This window comes from Synechococcus sp. MW101C3 (assembly GCF_002252635.1).
Classification (GTDB): Bacteria; Cyanobacteriota; Cyanobacteriia; order PCC-6307; family Cyanobiaceae; genus MW101C3.
Window position 1 is genome coordinate 280,099 of the sequence record NZ_NQKX01000005.1, and the last position, 14,682, is coordinate 294,780.

A 14,682-nucleotide genomic window follows, 5' to 3' on the forward strand; every position below is an offset into this window, starting at 1 on the left:
CCCGCTTGACCGTCACTCCTGCCCCTGATCACCCCTCCTGCGGAGCCGGGCGGAAGCGCAGCAAGGTTGTTCCGCTGGCGTCCTGCAGCAGCAGATGGCGCTGATCGATGCGCCAGCGGCGCACCCGCTCCAGGGCATCGCTGTAGCGCTGCTCAAGCTCCATCACCGGCGGGCTGCAGCCCATGCGCGTGCTCGCCAGCTGGGGGAAGCGGATCGCTGTCCCCTCCAGGCTGAAGCCGCCCATCAGGCGATTGCAACCGCCACTGCCGGCCAGCTGCAGGCGCTCGGCCGAGAGCTCCAGCTCGATCGGCTGAGCGCCAGGCGGCGTAGCCAGCTTCTGGCCGCCAAGGCCCTCCAGCCGCCAGGTGGTGCCCCGCAGCGGGGGCGCCTCCCTGGGGCAACCCCGGCCCGGGGTGAGGGCCGAGAAGCTCTCCACCACCAGGGTGCGGCGTGGCGGCTGGCCCTGCTCCATCGACGGCCGCTGGGTGATCAGTCCCTCCAGGCTCACCAGCAGCGGCTGGCCCGGTCGGTCTGCCGGGCGGGCCGCCAGGTAGGCACGCTCCAGGGCCAGGTAGCCGGCCTCCATCGCCACGGGTAAGCGCTGGCCGGTGGCGCACAGGCGGATGCTGGCCGCATCAGCCATGTACGAGAACAGACCCGTGAGCTGCAGGCGCGGGTCGATGGGCGCGGCCTGGGGCAGGCGCGTCAGCCGGTCGTTGGCGTTGGCAGAGGCCGCACCCACCTGGGGGTCGGGCTGGCGCAGCGCCGCCCCGGCGGCAAGCGGCTGCAGGAGCTGCGGGGGCTCGCTGCCACGGCTGAGCTCCAACCGCCCCGTGCCGGGCTCCAGCCGCCAGCGGCCGATGGCATCAAACGCCTGGGGCTTCGGCCGGCTCAGCAACGTCTGCCGCAGTTGATACGTGCCATCGGCAGCCAGATCGAGGTGCCAGCGGACCGGGCCGCCCGCGCCGGGAAGAACCCCCTGCCAACTGGCGGGGAGAGGTCCGAGCGAGGCCGGTGATGAAGGCCGCCGCGTGCTGCTGTCGGTGGGGGGCCGCTGGCTGATCAAGGCGCCGGCACCGGTGGACGCGCCCAGCGCCGGTGCCGTGATCACAGCCACCAGGACGACCACCATCCCGCGCCCCATTCCGGGCAAAAGGCCCCGTGCCCGGCGAGCCTCTTCAGTGGCGCGGGCAACACGCCACCGCAAAGCGCGGTGCGGCATCGGCATCGGCACGGTTGGCGCGTTCAAGGTGACGACTTTGAACGTACAGGCGGCTGCCTCACAGCCAGACCATGGCTACCGACACCTGAGCGCCCGCCCGAACGCATGGGCCACCGCATCAGAAACAAAAGGCAGCCGAACAGCGGTCAGATCACGACACGATGATTGCCTGGAACGCCTGCCACATGAAATCAGGGCACCGCGAAGGAATGCCAGGAGCCATGCAAGACCGTGTGGCCACTTCGCGATGGTAACGAGCTGAATCAAGAGGGCGAGCTACGTTTTCATCATGCGGTGCCTCGAGGTGCAATGGGAGGCGCAATGGCCACGATTGTCATTGCGGCAACGGCCAACGATCTCTGGGGAGCAGCGGTCACCGTGCGCTCAGCCTTGGAAGCCTGCAGCACAACCCTCAACATCTATGCCATCAGCGTCGATTTATCTTTAGCAGACAAGCAGCAACTCTGCGCTTCTTGACAAACTTCGAACTGAGGCACCATCAAGTTTAGTGATTTTGATCTTGTGAAAGTCCATGACTTTCGAACCACTCTACCCGTCAAGAGCAACTCCACCCATGCACGTTGCTTTATTCCCGGGCTCTTGGCCGGGGTGTCCCGCTGCATTAACCTGGATACGGATTTGATCGCTTGCTCAGACTTGAACGACTTGCAGATCCTAGATCCAGAAGGTAAATCCAGCGCTGGTGTTATTGACAGCGACATCGCAAGCCCAAAGCAGCAGCAACGCCTCGGCTGAAACCTAAAGCCGAAAGATCCTTTCCACTATGTTAAATCAGGAGTCATCGTGATGAACTTGGACGCCTGGCGACTTCGCCAGATCCAGGTCAATGCTCTAAACATTGCTCAAGACAACCAAGATGTGCTTGACCCAATGGGCCAGAATGCTCTGACTATGGCCTTGGCAGGCGATTGGCTGACGCTCGATCCGAAGTGGAACACATCGAAAGGCATAGCCGATGCCAGCTTTTTCGATGGGATTATTCATTTCATGGACAAGATCAAATCATGGCATGCAGATGATGCAGGAAGTTTTCAAGATCGATGGTTTCACTATTGGATCGAACCGTTTTCGCCGGCCAGCGCCCCGTCAAGCCACTTGGAATAGCAGCCACCGATCAACGGCTAGCTCGCTCGATTCCCACCCTGGAAATGGCGCGGGGCAAACTGCACAGAATGATGCGTTCAGCCAATCAGCTGCAGCCATGACTGCATGAATGGTCGCACTCTGCTCGATCAGAGGCTGCGAATCAAACCGGCAATCGCCAGCTGGCCACCAAACAGCGAGCCTATAGAAGGTCAGAGAAAGTGGAATGAATTGCGCATGGCTCCCATGCTGAGGCACTCCCTGATGCAGCTTGCGCGTTGATGGGCTCTCCTGGTGGCTGCCGTCACCAGCTGCTCAGCAGCCACACCTTTAATGGTGATCACCGCTATCGCCGCAGGGCTGGCTTCCTTCGCTGGCCTGCCGGCCATGCGCAGGGGCTGCTGCATCGCGCGTGGGCTTGACCCTCTGACAGAATCCACAGCGCCATGGTCCAGGCGCAAGGTGATCAGGCGGAGCATCCTCTTACCTTGCATACCCACACCCTCTCGGCGTCCACTCCGCCGACACCGGCACCTGGTGATCGCACGACTTGGTTAGGATCATCCGGCACGATTGGTGAGCGCTCCGACGGAGCCGTTGGCCGTCGCTGTGATGTTCGAACCTTCTTCCGTGCTGTCTTCTGCCCGTGCCCAATGCCCCTATTGCGGCGTGGGTTGTGGGCTGGAGCTCAAGCCGGCGGCGGCGGCTCTTGACGCCACTGCCTACAGCGCTGATTCCTGGACGGTGCGCGGAGACCGGCTGCACCCTTCCTCCCTCGGCCAGGTGTGCGTGAAGGGAGCCACGGTGGCCGAAACCCTCGATCGCAACCGCCTGAGCACACCGTTGTGGCGCGAGCAGCGCGACCAACCCTTTGAGGCGATCAGCTGGGAGCGGGCCTTCACGATCCTGGTGGAGCGGATCCAGCTGATTCAGGCGGAGCGTGGATCGGGTGCGATCGCGATGTATGGCTCGGGCCAGTTTCTCACCGAGGACTATTACGTCGCCAACAAGCTGATCAAAGGGGCCCTCGGCACCAACAATTTCGATGCCAATTCGCGGCTGTGCATGAGCTCGGCCGTGTCGGGCTATAAGCTCAGCCTAGGCTCCGATGGCCCCCCCTGCTGCTACGACGACCTCGACTTAGCAGGCACGGTGCTGCTGATCGGCACCAACACCGCCGACTGCCACCCGGTGCTCTTTCAGCGGCTGCTCAAGCGCAAGCGGCACCAAAAGGAGGCGTTGCAGATCATCGTGGTCGACCCCAGGGCCACCGCCACCAGCGCAGCGGCCGACCTGCATCTGGCCATTCGTCCGGGCACGGATCTGGTACTGCTGCATGGCGTGGGTCATCTGTTGCTGCAGCTGGGGGCGGTGGATCCGGAGCGGGTGGCGGCCTCCGCCGATGGATTCGCTGAGCTGGCGGCCCTCTGGGCGGGCTGGACGCCGGAGCGGGTCTGTGCCCTCTGCGGCATCGAGGAGGAGGCACTGCGGCGCCTGGCGGCACTCTGGGCCGCCAGCTCCGGCGTGCTCAGCCTCTGGTCGATGGGGGTGAATCAGAGCGTGGAGGGCACCGCCACAGTGGTGGGGATCATCAACCTGCATCTGGTCACGGGCCAGATCGGCAAGCCCGGGGCCGGCCCGTTCTCCCTCACCGGCCAGCCCAATGCCATGGGCGGGCGGGAAGCCGGAGGCCTGGCTGCGCTGCTGCCCGGCTACCGCTCGATCCACGAGGCCAGCCACCGGGCCGCGATCGAGCAGCACTGGGGCTTTCCCCCCGGCGCGATCTCAGCGCGCGATGGGCTCTCGGTGTGGGAGCAGATCGAAGCGATGGAGCGCGGCGAACTGGGCCTGTGGTGGGTGGCAGCCACCAACCCGCTGGTGAGCCTGCCGTCGCTGGATCGGGTGCGCCAGGCCGTGGCCCAATGCCCCCTGGTGGTGCTGAGCGAGGCCTACGCGGGCACCGAAACCGAAGCGATGGCCCATCTGGTGCTGCCGGCTGCCCAGTGGAGCGAAAAAGAGGGCGTGATGACCAACTCGGAGCGCCGGGTCACCTTGTCACATGCCTTCCGGCAGGCCCCCGGCGAGGCCCGCCCCGACTGGGCGATCTTCGCGGAGCTGGGCCGCCGGCTGGGGTTTTCCAAGCAGTTCGCCTACGGCTCCGCGGCCGAGGTCTACGCCGAGTTCGCGTCGATCACCGCCGGGAGGCTCTGCGATCACAGCGGCCTGAGCCACGCCCTGCTGGCCGAGCACGGGCCCCAGCAATGGCCGTTCCCAGCTGGCACAGCGGCGGGGGGCGGCCAGCCACGGCTGCACACCGAGGGGGTCTACCCCACCGCTAACGGCAAGGCCCGCCTGCTGGCCCAGCAACCGCTGGGGCTGGCGGAACCGCCGGATGACGTCTTCCCCCTGGTGCTCACGGTGGGGCGATACCTCGGCCATTGGCACACGATGACCCGCACCGCCCATGTGGAGCGGGTATGCCGCAGCCATCCAGAGCCCCTGCTGGAGATCCACCCAGCAGATGCCAGCTGCTGCAACCTCGATGAGGGCGCCCTCGCACGGGTGAGCTCTCGTCGCGGCGAGCTGACCGTGAAGGTGCAGATCACCGATCGAATTCGCCCTGGCACGGTGTTTCTGCCGATGCACTGGGGTGCCGCCCAGGAGCAGGCGTGTGAGGCCAACCGGCTGATGCATGCCCTCGGCTGCCCGATCTCGAAGCAGCCGGAGCTCAAGGCAGCGGCGGTGCGGGTGGAGCGGGCGGAGATCGCCGGCTGAGATTCAGCTGATCGGCAGCATCGCCTCCACCAGCTCGGGCGAGAGGCGCAGAAGAGCTGAGCCCCTGCCAGTGAGATGGCCATCCACCAGGCCCGACTGACGCAAGCGGGTGAACATCTTGGTGACGGTGACGCGGGTGTTCCCGATCAGCTCGGCCAGGCGCTCATGGGTGATCCGCAGCGGCAACTCGTACCAGAGACCATTGCGGCGTCCCAGGCGCTCCACCAGTAAGACCAGCAGCGCCTTCAATCGCTGTTCGGTGTCGGGGTGGTGGCGGATCATCAGCAACTCCAGGGCCCAGGTGTTGAGGTCCGTGCGAACGCCCAGCATTTCGGTGCGCTCCACCCGTTCGATCTGCACCACGGAGAGTGCTTCAAGGCCCACCCAATCGCGGCGCAGGGCCAGGGCATCGCAGACTTCACCCGGTTGAAGAAAGCCGATCGTGATGTCCTGGCCCGAGGAGGCCAGCAAAAACACCCGCAGGATGCCGGAGTGGACGCGAATGCGCGAGGCTGCGGCGGCATGGCCGCCATCCAGCAGCAGGGTCTGGCCCACCGCCATCGTCAGCTGACGGAAGGACTGATGAAGTGGCAGGGCGGCCCTCACGTGTCGTCGTGGGCGAAACGGCGGTAGAGGAAATCGAGGGCGCGATTGCGCAGGTCGAAGTATTCGGGCTGCTCCAGCAGGCGGGCCCGCACACGCGGGCGGGCGAACGGCAGCTCGAGCACCTCACCGATCGTGGCGGCGGGGCCATTGGTCATCATCACCACCCGGTCGGCCAGGAACAGGGCTTCATCGATGTCGTGGGTGATCATCAGCACCGTCACGCGGTGATCGGCCCAGATCTTGAGCAGCTCCTCCTGCAGTTCCTCGCGGGTGATCGGATCGAGCGCCCCGAATGGTTCATCGAGCAGCAGCACCTTCGGCTTGAGCGCCAGGGCGCGGGCGATCGACACCCGCTGCTTCATCCCCCCCGACAGACTTCCCGGCTTCTTGTGGGCCGCTTCGCTGAGGCCCACCAGCGCCAGATGCTCCTCCACGATCGCCTTGGCCTGGCCGTTGCGCTGCAGTTCGGGGAACACATTGTTCACCGCCAGGGCGATGTTGTCGTAGGCGCTCAACCAGGGCAGCAACGAATAGTTCTGGAACACCACCATGCGGTCGGGGCCGGGATCAACGATGCGCTCCCCGTTCAGCCGCACCTCGCCGGTGGTGGGCTGGCGGAATCCCGACACCATGTCGAGCAGGGTGGATTTGCCACAGCCGGAATGGCCGATCAGGCACACGAACTCCCCCTCCGCCACGGACAGATGCACCCCATCCAGCACGGTGTGGGGCCCCCGGGCGCTGGGATACACCTTGGTGACCCCGTCGATCTCCAGATAGGCGCCGGTGGCACGGCTGGCGCTGGCCGCCGTTGGGCTGAGGGTCTGCATGGGGGAGCGGGCAGGGTCGGATGGCGGGGCGGGGTCAGGTGGCGGCGGCGGGAGCCGGTGGCAGCACCACGGCCTCGATGCGGAGCGGGCGCTGCTGCTTCAGCCCCTGCACGTAGGCGGCGGGGTCGGCGGGATCGAGCTGCTCGGCGCCGAAGAAACCCACGGAGGTGGGGCGAGGTGGCTCGGCGGGCAGGCCCAGGGCGGCGGCCGCCTTGCCGAACAGATCCGGCCGCTGCACCCGGTTGAGCACCTCCTCCCAGTTGCTTGGGAAGGGGCAGACGTTCCAGCGCGCCAACTGGGTGAGGATCCAGGTGGCCTCGGCGCGATCGGGAGCATTGACGCCAGGCCCGAAGAAGCGGTTGAAGCCGGGAATCAGCGCCGGCGCACCGGTGCCGCGGTCGTAGGCCTGGGCCAGGCCGGGCAGCAGCACAGCGGGGCTGGTGCCCACGTATTCAGGGCGGGCCAGCAGCTGGGCCAGCTCCTGGCGGTTGGCCGGGTCTTCGCAGTGGCGGCAGGCCTCCAGCAGGGCGCAGAGCAGGGCCTGATGGGTGTGGGGGTGGGCGGCGGCCCACTCTTCCCGCACACCGAGCACCTTCTCGCCATGGCCATCCCAGAGGTCGGTGTCGGTGGCGATCACGGTGCCGTGCCCCTCCTGCACGGCGCGGGAGTTCCAGGGCTCGCCCACACAGAAGCCATCGATCGTGCCGGCCTTGAGCGTGGCCACCATCTGGGCGGGCGGGATCACGATCAGCTCCACGTCGCTGCTGGGGTCGATGCCGGCGGACGCCAACCAGGCCCGCAGGATCAGGTTGTGCATGGAGGCGGGGTGCACCATGGCCAGCACCGGCTTGTGGCCGGGTTTGGCGGCGATCCAGGCCTTGAACTCCGCCGCGCTGCGCACACCGGCCTCATGGAAGCGGCGGTGCAGGGTGATGGCATTGCCGTTGCGCGAGAGCGTGAGCGCTGAGGTGATCGGCACCGGGCGGCGCCCCTGGCTGCCGAGGGTCATGGCGAAGGGCAGACCCGCCACCATCTGGGCCGCATCCAGCACGCCCTGGCGCAGGTTGGCCTCCAGGGTTTTCCAGTTGGTTTCGCGCCGCAGCGTGACCTGATCAAGCCCATACCTGGCGAAGAAGCCGCCCTCAAGGGCCATCACCAACGGGGCGCAATCGGTGAGCGGCACGAAGCCGATCTCCAGATTCACCTTCTCCAGCGTTCCTGAGGCCACAGCGCCCCTGGGTTTGAGGCGCTGCTGGCGGGCATCACGCTGCTGGTTGAGGAAGGTGACCACCTCCGCGCGCAGGCCGTAGTAGGTGGGGTCTTCGACGGCGGTGAGCTGGGAGCGGGGCCGGGCCAGCGGCACATCGAGGATCTGGCCGATGTAGGCCTCCGGGCCGTTGGTGAGCATCACCACGCGATCGGAGAGCAGCAGGGCTTCGTCCACGTCGTGGGTGACCATCACGGCGGTGACCTTGGCCTCCTGGCAGATCTCCATCAGCTGGGTCTGCAGGTTGCCGCGCGTGAGCGCATCGAGGGCACCAAACGGCTCATCGAGCAGCAGCAGCTTGGGGCGGATCGCCAGGGCCCGGGCGATCGCCACCCGTTGCTTCATGCCGCCGGAGATCTCAGCGGGATACTTATCCGCTGCTGGCGTGAGCTTCACCAGCTTGATGTTGCGGTCCACGATCTCGCGCCGTTCCTCCCGGGAGAGCCTGGGCATCACGTTGTCCACGGCGAGGGCGATGTTCTCGCGCACCGTTTTCCAGGGCAGCAGCGAATAGTTCTGGAACACCACCATCCGGTCGGGGCCAGGTTCGGTGACCTCCTGACCGCTTATCAGGATGCCGCCCTCCGTGGCCAGGGTGAGGCCCGCCAGCAGATCCAGCAGGGTGGATTTGCCGCAACCGGAATGGCCGATCAGGGTGACGAACTCACCTTCCGCGATCTGCAGGAAGATGTCCTTGAGGGCCACATAGGTGCCGCCGTTCTTGAGCGGAAACGCCTGAGTGACGTTGTCGACGGTGAGCAGGGCAGGCATGGCTCAGGAGGCTCCGCTGCTCACACGCCGGCCGGCAAACGCCACCAGCCGATCGAGGCACAGGCCGACAATGCCTACGTACACAATCGCCAGCACAATCTGGCTGGCGCTCGACTCACCGCCCGCGTTGTAGGCATCCCAGATGAAATAGCCGATGCCGCCATCGGCCTTGAGCATCTCCGCCGCCACGATCGCCAACCAGGCCAGACCCACGGCAATGCGCAGACCGGTGAACACATAGGGAACGGTGGCGGGAATCACGATCTCGCGGATGTACGCGCGCTTGCGCAGCCGCAGCACGCGCGACACGTTGGTGTAATCCTGGGGGATCTCACGGATGCCCACGGCCGTGTTGATGATGATCGGCCAGATGGAGGTGATGAAGATCACGAAGATCGCCGACTTATCGGCGTTCTGAAACACCATCAGGGAGATCGGGAACCAGGCCAGTGGCGGCACCGTGCGCAACACCTGGATCACCGGATCGAAGCCCTTGCCCACGAACCGGTTCAGGCCCAGCAGGCCACCGATGGCGATGCCAACGATGGCCGCCAGGCCATAGCCCAGAGCCACCCGTTGCAGAGAAATCAGAATCTGCCAGCCCAGCCCCTTGCTGGTGCCGCCATCATCAAAAAAGGGCTGGCTGATGTAAGGGTCCCAGGTGTCTGTCACCACCTTGATGGGCCCCGGCAGACGATCAGCGCCCAGCAGGCCGGAGAGCACCTGCCAGACGATCAGAAACCCACCGATGCAGAGCAGGTAAGGGAGGATTGTGGTGAGAAGGGTGGAACGGCGTTGGCCTTGGCGCTGGCGAGAGCGCCGCCTGCCGTTCACAGCGGTGAGGGTCATGAAGGGTGGGGGTGATCAATAGCGAGGGACAGTCGCTCAGGCCAGAGCTTTGATCTTGAGGGCGTCGAGATAAGCCTTGGGATCTTCAGGATCGAAGACCACACCATCAAAGAACGTTTCCTTGCCGCGGGAATCGGAGGCGGGAATGGAGGCTTCCTGGCCGATCGCCTTGGCGGCCTCCTTCCAGAGGTCGGCGCGGTTCACCTTGTCCACCAACGCATCGATATCCGTAGAGGCGGGCAGATACCCCCAGCGCATGTCCTCGGTCACGAACCACTTCTCGTGGCTCTTGTAGGGGAAGGAGGCACTGTCAGCCCAGAAGCGCATCTTGTAGGGGCTGTCCTTCACCACCCGGCCATCGCCGTAATCCACATTGCCGGCCAGGCGGGGCTTGATGTCGTTGACGGTGGCCTTGATGTATTTATCTTTGGCGAGGATGGTGCACATCTCGTCAAGATTGGCGGGATCATCACACCACATCTGAGCTTCCAGCACGCCCTTCAGCAGGGCCAGAGTGGCCTTGGGGTTCTGCTCCACCCAATCGGCTCGCATGGAGAAAGCCTTCTCCGGATGGAGCTTCCACAGTTCACCGGTCTGGGCCACGGTGTAGCCCAGCTTCTTGTTGACCAGGCGCCCATTCCAGGGCTCACCCACACAGAAGGTGTCCATCGTGCCGGTCTGCATGTTCGCCACCATCTGCGGCGGCGGAATCACCACCAGGTCGGCAGCTGTGTTGGGATCAATGCCATTGGCCGCCAGCCAGTAGCGCATCCAGAGGTCATGGGTGCCACCGGGGAAGGTCACCGCCGCCTTGAATTTCTTGCCTTTGGCGCCTGCAGCGGCCACGGCCGCCTCCAGGCCCGCCTTGTTGTCGATCGTGAGCTTTTCGGGCAGGAAAGCCTTGGCCGCGGAGATGCCCTGCCCCTGCAGATTCAGGCGCGCCAGCGTCACCATCGGCAGCGGCTGGTTCGACTTGGTGATTTTGCCGGCCGTGAGCAACAACGGCATCGGCGTGAGGATGTGGGCGCCATCAATGCCGCCGCCCTTGGTGCCGAGTTCCAGGTTGTCGCGGGTGGCGGCCCAGGAGGTCTGCTTGACCACCTTCACCTCAGGCATGCCGTGCTTGGCGAAAAAGCCCTTTTCCTGAGCAATGATCACCGGCGCCGCATCGGTGAGGGCGATGAAGCCGAGCGTGGCGCCCTTCACTTCCACATCCCCGCCGCCGCCGCTGGCGGCCGGCGCTGAGGCACTGTCGGGCTGTTTGCCGCCGCAGGCGCTCAACCAGAGGGCGCCGGCCGTGGTGCCGGCGGCGGTCACGAGGAACTTACGGCGCGAAAGATTCGGCATGGGGCTGGGGTGTCACGAAGGTCTGGATGCGATTCACGCAATCCGGACGGGCCTCATGAACGAAGCGCACCGAGCCGGCAAGGTTGGCGCACAGGCTGACCAACCCGCCTACGTCATCACGGCCAGGGCCCGATTGATGGTGCCGGTTGTTACCGATGGCCAGACTGTGCAGCGTTCAGCCACACGACAGCCCGAATTCCTGTAGCGCCCGCGGCAGGTTGCGGTGCTCATGGCCCGGATGGCTGAGCTTCACCAGGGCGAAGCGCTGCAGCTCATCGAGGCCCTGCCATTGCGCCAGGTTGAGCGGCGTGCCCAGCTGCCGGCAGGCCGCCGCCAGCACCGCCGGCAGCGCCTCCCCGTCGGCCGCACTGGGCAGGGCTTCCAGCTGGGCCGGCGGCAGGGGCCGGGCCGGACCAGCGGCCATGGCAGCCGTGCGTTGCAGCAGCCATTGGCGCAGGGCCTCGATCGCGAGGGGCTGATCGGGCCAGGCCAGCAGCCCCTCACGCTCCGCGGTGCCCAGGGCCTGCCAGTGGCTGAGCTTGAGCTTCACTCCCGCCAGATCAAGCTTGCGCCGCACCGCCATCGGCAGGCAGCGCAGATCGGCGACGAAATCGGCCTCAAAGCCGAAGCAGCGGTCGTGGCTGGCGCGCGCAGGCAGGCTCATGGGGCAAGATCCTGGCGCAGCTTTTCGCCGCAGCGGGCGGCCAGCAGGGCGCGGGCCTGCTCGAGCCCCGCCGGCAGGCTGTCGCAGCGCTCGGCCAGCCAGAGGTACACCCCCAGGTTCCACAGCAGCGACTCCGCCAGCGGTCCCTCGCCCTGCAGCGCCGCCAGCGCCTGCTCGCGCCAGAGCTCCAGGTTCTGCCAGGGCACCTCCGGGCCGCAGAGGCCATGGTCGCGGGGATGGACCAGCAGGCGGGTGATCACGCCATCGCGGCCCCGGGCGGTGATGCCGGCGCGGCTGGTGGGCAGGTCGGTGGAGCCCTCCAGCCCCTTGACCGTGAGCAGATCGGTTTCGCCGGCATGGGCCAACGCCTCCCAGGCGCGGGCCTCGGTGGGGGGATGAACGAAGCCGCTCACCAGCAGGTGCTCCCCCTGGTGGGGGGTCCAGAGGAGCTCCAGGCTGGCCACCGGCGGCCGCTTGCCGATGTCCTCACGGATCGGCAGCAGCCGTTCGGCGGCCGGGAAATGGCAGGGCTGGTGGGTGAGGGCCAGGCCCTGGATCTCCAGCCGCTGCTGCAGGTCGGCCAGGCTGAGCCGCCGCCAGTCGATGCCGAGGGCAGCGAACAGCTCGGCGAGGCTGATGCCGTACTTCACCGGCATCGGAGCTCCGCCGTGCAGCACCACCGGCTGGCCGGCGGCCGCCAGCAGCAGGGCCAGCAGCGGCAGCAGCGGCGCGGTGCGGCTGCGGCCGTCGTACGGCACCCCGAAGCAGAGCGGCCGCTGGCCGGGGGTACGCAGCACCGGGCCGTGCTCGCGGTAGCTGTCGAGCATGCCGGCCAGCTCCAGCGGCGACGGCCGGCGAATGCGATGGGCGATCAGGAACGCCCCCAGCTGGGCATCGCTCACCGGCCCCAGCAGCATCAGATCGGTGGCTTCGCGAGCCTCGGCGCGGGTCAGACCGGTGCTGGTGTGCTCACCGCTGCCCACCTTGGCCAGCAGCTCGCGGAAGCGCAGCACCTCCGGCGCCAGCGCCGGGCGGCGGGCGGCGCCTGGGGCGCTGGCGCCCTTCACGGCAGAAATCGGTACCACCTGCGACAAGACTTCGGCGCTCCGGCTGAAAGGGTGAGGATTCCGATCATTAGGCATGCGCAGGCCCGCTGCGAACTCTGCAGGGGTTCCCGCGCCATGCGGCCGGCGGCCCGATCGGTGTTTCCCCTCTCGTTTCCCTTCCCTCCATGGCGACGCTCAACAAGGTGGAGCAGGCCAAAGCCGGCTTCTGTGGTCTGGATCTGGCGCCGCGGCTGAGTGAACTGAGCGCCGCCGGCTGGGAATCCCTCGATGAGGCCACCCTCACCATCCATCTCAAGTGGCTGGGCATTTTCTTTCGGCCGGTCACGCCCGGGCGCTTCATGCTGCGGCTGCGGCTGCCCAACGGCGTGATCCACGCCGACCAGCTGGACGTGCTGGCAGAGGCCGTGGATCGCTGCGGCAGCCACGGCAGCGCCGACATCACCACCCGCCAGAACATCCAGCTGCGCGGCCTGCTGCTGGAGGACATGCCGCCGCTGATGGCGGCGCTTGAGCGGGTGGGCCTGACCAGCCGCCAGTCGGGCCACGACAACCCCCGCAACGTGACCGGCAACCCCCTGGCCGGCATCGACCCCGAGGAGTTCATCGACACCCGGCCGCTGGTGGACAGCATCCAGGCGGCGGTGCTGGGGCCCGACGGTCCGCGCAACCTGCCGCGCAAGTTCAACGTGGCGGTGGGCGGCGCCCCCGACTCCTTCCTGCTGCACAACGACCTCGCCTTTCTGCCCGCGTTCCACGACGGCACGCTGGGCTTCACCGTGATGGTGGGCGGCTTCTTCTCAGCCCAGCGCAACGAGCTGGCGATCCCGCTGGGGTTGTGGCTGCAGGCCGATCAGCTGCCGGCCTTCACGCTCGCGGTGCTGCGTCACTACGAACGGCAGGGCGACCGCAGCAACCGCAACAAGACCCGCCTGATGTACCTGATCGATGCGCTCGGGCTCGACAGCTACCGGGCGGAGGTGGTGGAGAGCTACGGCGCCGTGGCCGGCGCTGATGCCGCCGCCCTGGTGCCCCATGACGGCTCCCATCTGGTGTGCCGCGCACCGCGAGACATCTGTGGCGTGCACGCCCAGAAGCAGCCGGGACTGCACTGGGTGGGCCTGCATGTGCCGATGGGGCGGCTGCACGCCGCTGCGATGAGCGACCTGGCCCGGCTGGCCCGCACCTACGGCAGCGGCGGGCTGCGCCTGAGCGAAAGCCAGAACGCCCTGATCGCCGATGTGCCGGGCGACCAGCTGGAGGCACTGCTGGCCGAACCGCTGCTGCAGCAGTTCCGTGTGGATCCCGGTGCGCTGGCGGCGGAAGCGGTGAGCTGCACCGGCAACCGCTACTGCAGCTTCGCCCTGATCCCCACCAAGAGCACGGCCCAGGCGGTGGTAGAGGAACTGGAGCGGCGCCTGGAGGTGCCCCATGGCGTGCGCACCCACTGGACCGGCTGCCCCAATGCCTGCGGCCAGCCCTACATGGGCTCGATCGGGCTGATGGGGGCCAAGGCCCGCAAGGACGGCGAAATGGTGGAAGCGGTGAAGGTGTTCCTGGGCGGCTCGATGGCGGCCGATCCCCGGCTGGCGGAGCTGCACGACAAGGGCATTCCGCTCAGCGAGCTGCCCGAGGCGCTGGAGCAGATCCTGGTGGAGCGGTTCGGCGCCCGGCCGCGGGCGCTCCCGGCCTGACCCGCAGTGGGCCGGTGGCGCAGGCTCCTGATTGCTAGAACAGCCATCCAGCCAGCCACCGCGAACCCGATGCTGCCTCGCGACGGCGATCCGAGCGGCGATCCGGCCCAGCTGCCACCGCCGGGTGATCCCGCCCGCTGGCCGTGGCTGCAGCAACTCCGGCGCCGGCCGCAGCTGGAGCTCGCCCCCTGGCTCACGGCGCTGGAAGCGGGCAGGGTGCCCGCGGAGGCCGACCTGCTCACCGTGCTGGCCGAGCGGGTGGATTCCAGCAGTGCGCCCCGGCTGCTGGCCTGGTGGTTGCGGCAGGACCCGCCCGATCCGGCCCTGGGCGAGCGGATCGGGCGGCGGCGCGAGGCCAGCTGCGCCGCGCTGTTGCGGCAGGCGCTGGCGCGCGCTCCCCAGCAGGCCCCCTTGCTGCTGCCGTTGCTCGGCCACCAGCGGGATCCCGCCGATGCCGCCCTGCTCAGCCGGCTGGCGCTGGCGCCGGGC

At 67.2% G+C, this 14,682-nt stretch carries 12 protein-coding genes and 1 pseudogene; 5 read left to right on the forward strand and 8 right to left on the reverse strand.

Annotated features, from left to right (window positions below):
- Nucleotides 1-28: 28 nt before the first annotated feature.
- Nucleotides 29-1,132: an META domain-containing protein gene (locus CJZ80_RS08205; RefSeq protein ID WP_158217456.1), complete on the reverse strand. Its 1,104-nt coding sequence runs from the start codon at nucleotides 1,130-1,132 to the stop codon at nucleotides 29-31.
- Nucleotides 1,133-1,543: 411 nt separating this feature from the next.
- Between CJZ80_RS08205 and CJZ80_RS15320 the strand changes: the two genes are divergently transcribed.
- The 3 genes and pseudogenes from CJZ80_RS15320 (at nucleotide 1,544) to CJZ80_RS08220 (ending at nucleotide 5,101) form a co-directional block, all read left to right on the forward strand.
- Nucleotides 1,544-1,699 carry a hypothetical protein gene (locus CJZ80_RS15320; protein ID WP_158217457.1) on the forward strand — a complete coding sequence of 52 codons (156 nt, stop codon included), beginning with the start codon at nucleotides 1,544-1,546 and terminating at the stop codon, nucleotides 1,697-1,699.
- Nucleotides 1,700-1,744: 45 nt separating this feature from the next.
- Nucleotides 1,745-2,347 (forward strand): annotated as a pseudogene (locus tag CJZ80_RS15680) (glycosyltransferase family 8 protein).
- A 591-nt stretch (nucleotides 2,348-2,938) separates the two neighbouring features.
- Entirely contained in the window at nucleotides 2,939-5,101 is a 2,163-nt protein-coding gene (locus CJZ80_RS08220; protein WP_094512394.1) for a molybdopterin oxidoreductase family protein, read from the forward strand.
- Between the two features lie 3 nt (nucleotides 5,102-5,104).
- On the opposite strand, the gene CJZ80_RS08225 is transcribed toward CJZ80_RS08220, so the two are convergent.
- The 7 genes from CJZ80_RS08225 to CJZ80_RS08255 all read right to left on the reverse strand — a co-directional run bounded on the left by CJZ80_RS08225 (nucleotide 5,105) and on the right by CJZ80_RS08255 (nucleotide 12,460).
- A complete protein-coding gene (locus CJZ80_RS08225; RefSeq protein ID WP_094512304.1) occupies nucleotides 5,105-5,707 on the reverse strand; it encodes a Crp/Fnr family transcriptional regulator in 603 nt (200 codons plus the stop codon).
- Complete coding sequence (locus CJZ80_RS08230; protein ID WP_094512307.1) at nucleotides 5,704-6,537, reverse strand: nitrate ABC transporter ATP-binding protein; 834 nt, start codon at nucleotides 6,535-6,537, stop codon at nucleotides 5,704-5,706. The genes CJZ80_RS08225 and CJZ80_RS08230 overlap by 4 nt, the downstream gene beginning before the upstream one ends.
- A gap of 34 nt (nucleotides 6,538-6,571) precedes the next feature.
- Entirely contained in the window at nucleotides 6,572-8,575 is a 2,004-nt protein-coding gene (locus CJZ80_RS08235; protein WP_094512310.1) for a nitrate ABC transporter ATP-binding protein, read from the reverse strand.
- 3 nt (nucleotides 8,576-8,578) lie between these two features.
- The gene (gene ntrB, locus CJZ80_RS08240; RefSeq protein WP_094512313.1) at nucleotides 8,579-9,424 is read right to left on the reverse strand and encodes a nitrate ABC transporter permease; all 846 of its coding nucleotides are present in this window, start codon (nucleotides 9,422-9,424) and stop codon (nucleotides 8,579-8,581) included.
- Between the two features lie 36 nt (nucleotides 9,425-9,460).
- The gene (locus CJZ80_RS08245) at nucleotides 9,461-10,771 is read right to left on the reverse strand and encodes a CmpA/NrtA family ABC transporter substrate-binding protein (RefSeq protein ID WP_094512315.1); all 1,311 of its coding nucleotides are present in this window, start codon (nucleotides 10,769-10,771) and stop codon (nucleotides 9,461-9,463) included.
- Nucleotides 10,772-10,946: 175 nt separating this feature from the next.
- The gene (locus CJZ80_RS08250) at nucleotides 10,947-11,435 is read right to left on the reverse strand and encodes a nitrate reductase associated protein (protein WP_094512317.1); all 489 of its coding nucleotides are present in this window, start codon (nucleotides 11,433-11,435) and stop codon (nucleotides 10,947-10,949) included.
- Entirely contained in the window at nucleotides 11,432-12,460 is a 1,029-nt protein-coding gene (locus tag CJZ80_RS08255) for an anthranilate phosphoribosyltransferase (protein WP_233132921.1), read from the reverse strand. Before CJZ80_RS08255 ends, CJZ80_RS08250 begins: the two co-directional genes overlap by 4 nt.
- Before the next feature lie 206 nt (nucleotides 12,461-12,666).
- On the opposite strand from CJZ80_RS08255, the gene CJZ80_RS08260 reads away from it, so the two are divergent.
- Together CJZ80_RS08260 and CJZ80_RS08265 are read left to right on the forward strand one after the other, a co-directional pair.
- Nucleotides 12,667-14,193: a ferredoxin--nitrite reductase gene (locus CJZ80_RS08260; protein ID WP_094512321.1), complete on the forward strand. Its 1,527-nt coding sequence runs from the start codon at nucleotides 12,667-12,669 to the stop codon at nucleotides 14,191-14,193.
- A gap of 69 nt (nucleotides 14,194-14,262) precedes the next feature.
- The coding region (locus CJZ80_RS08265) for a hypothetical protein (RefSeq protein ID WP_144036987.1) at nucleotides 14,263-14,682 on the forward strand (420 nt) is incomplete at its 3' end.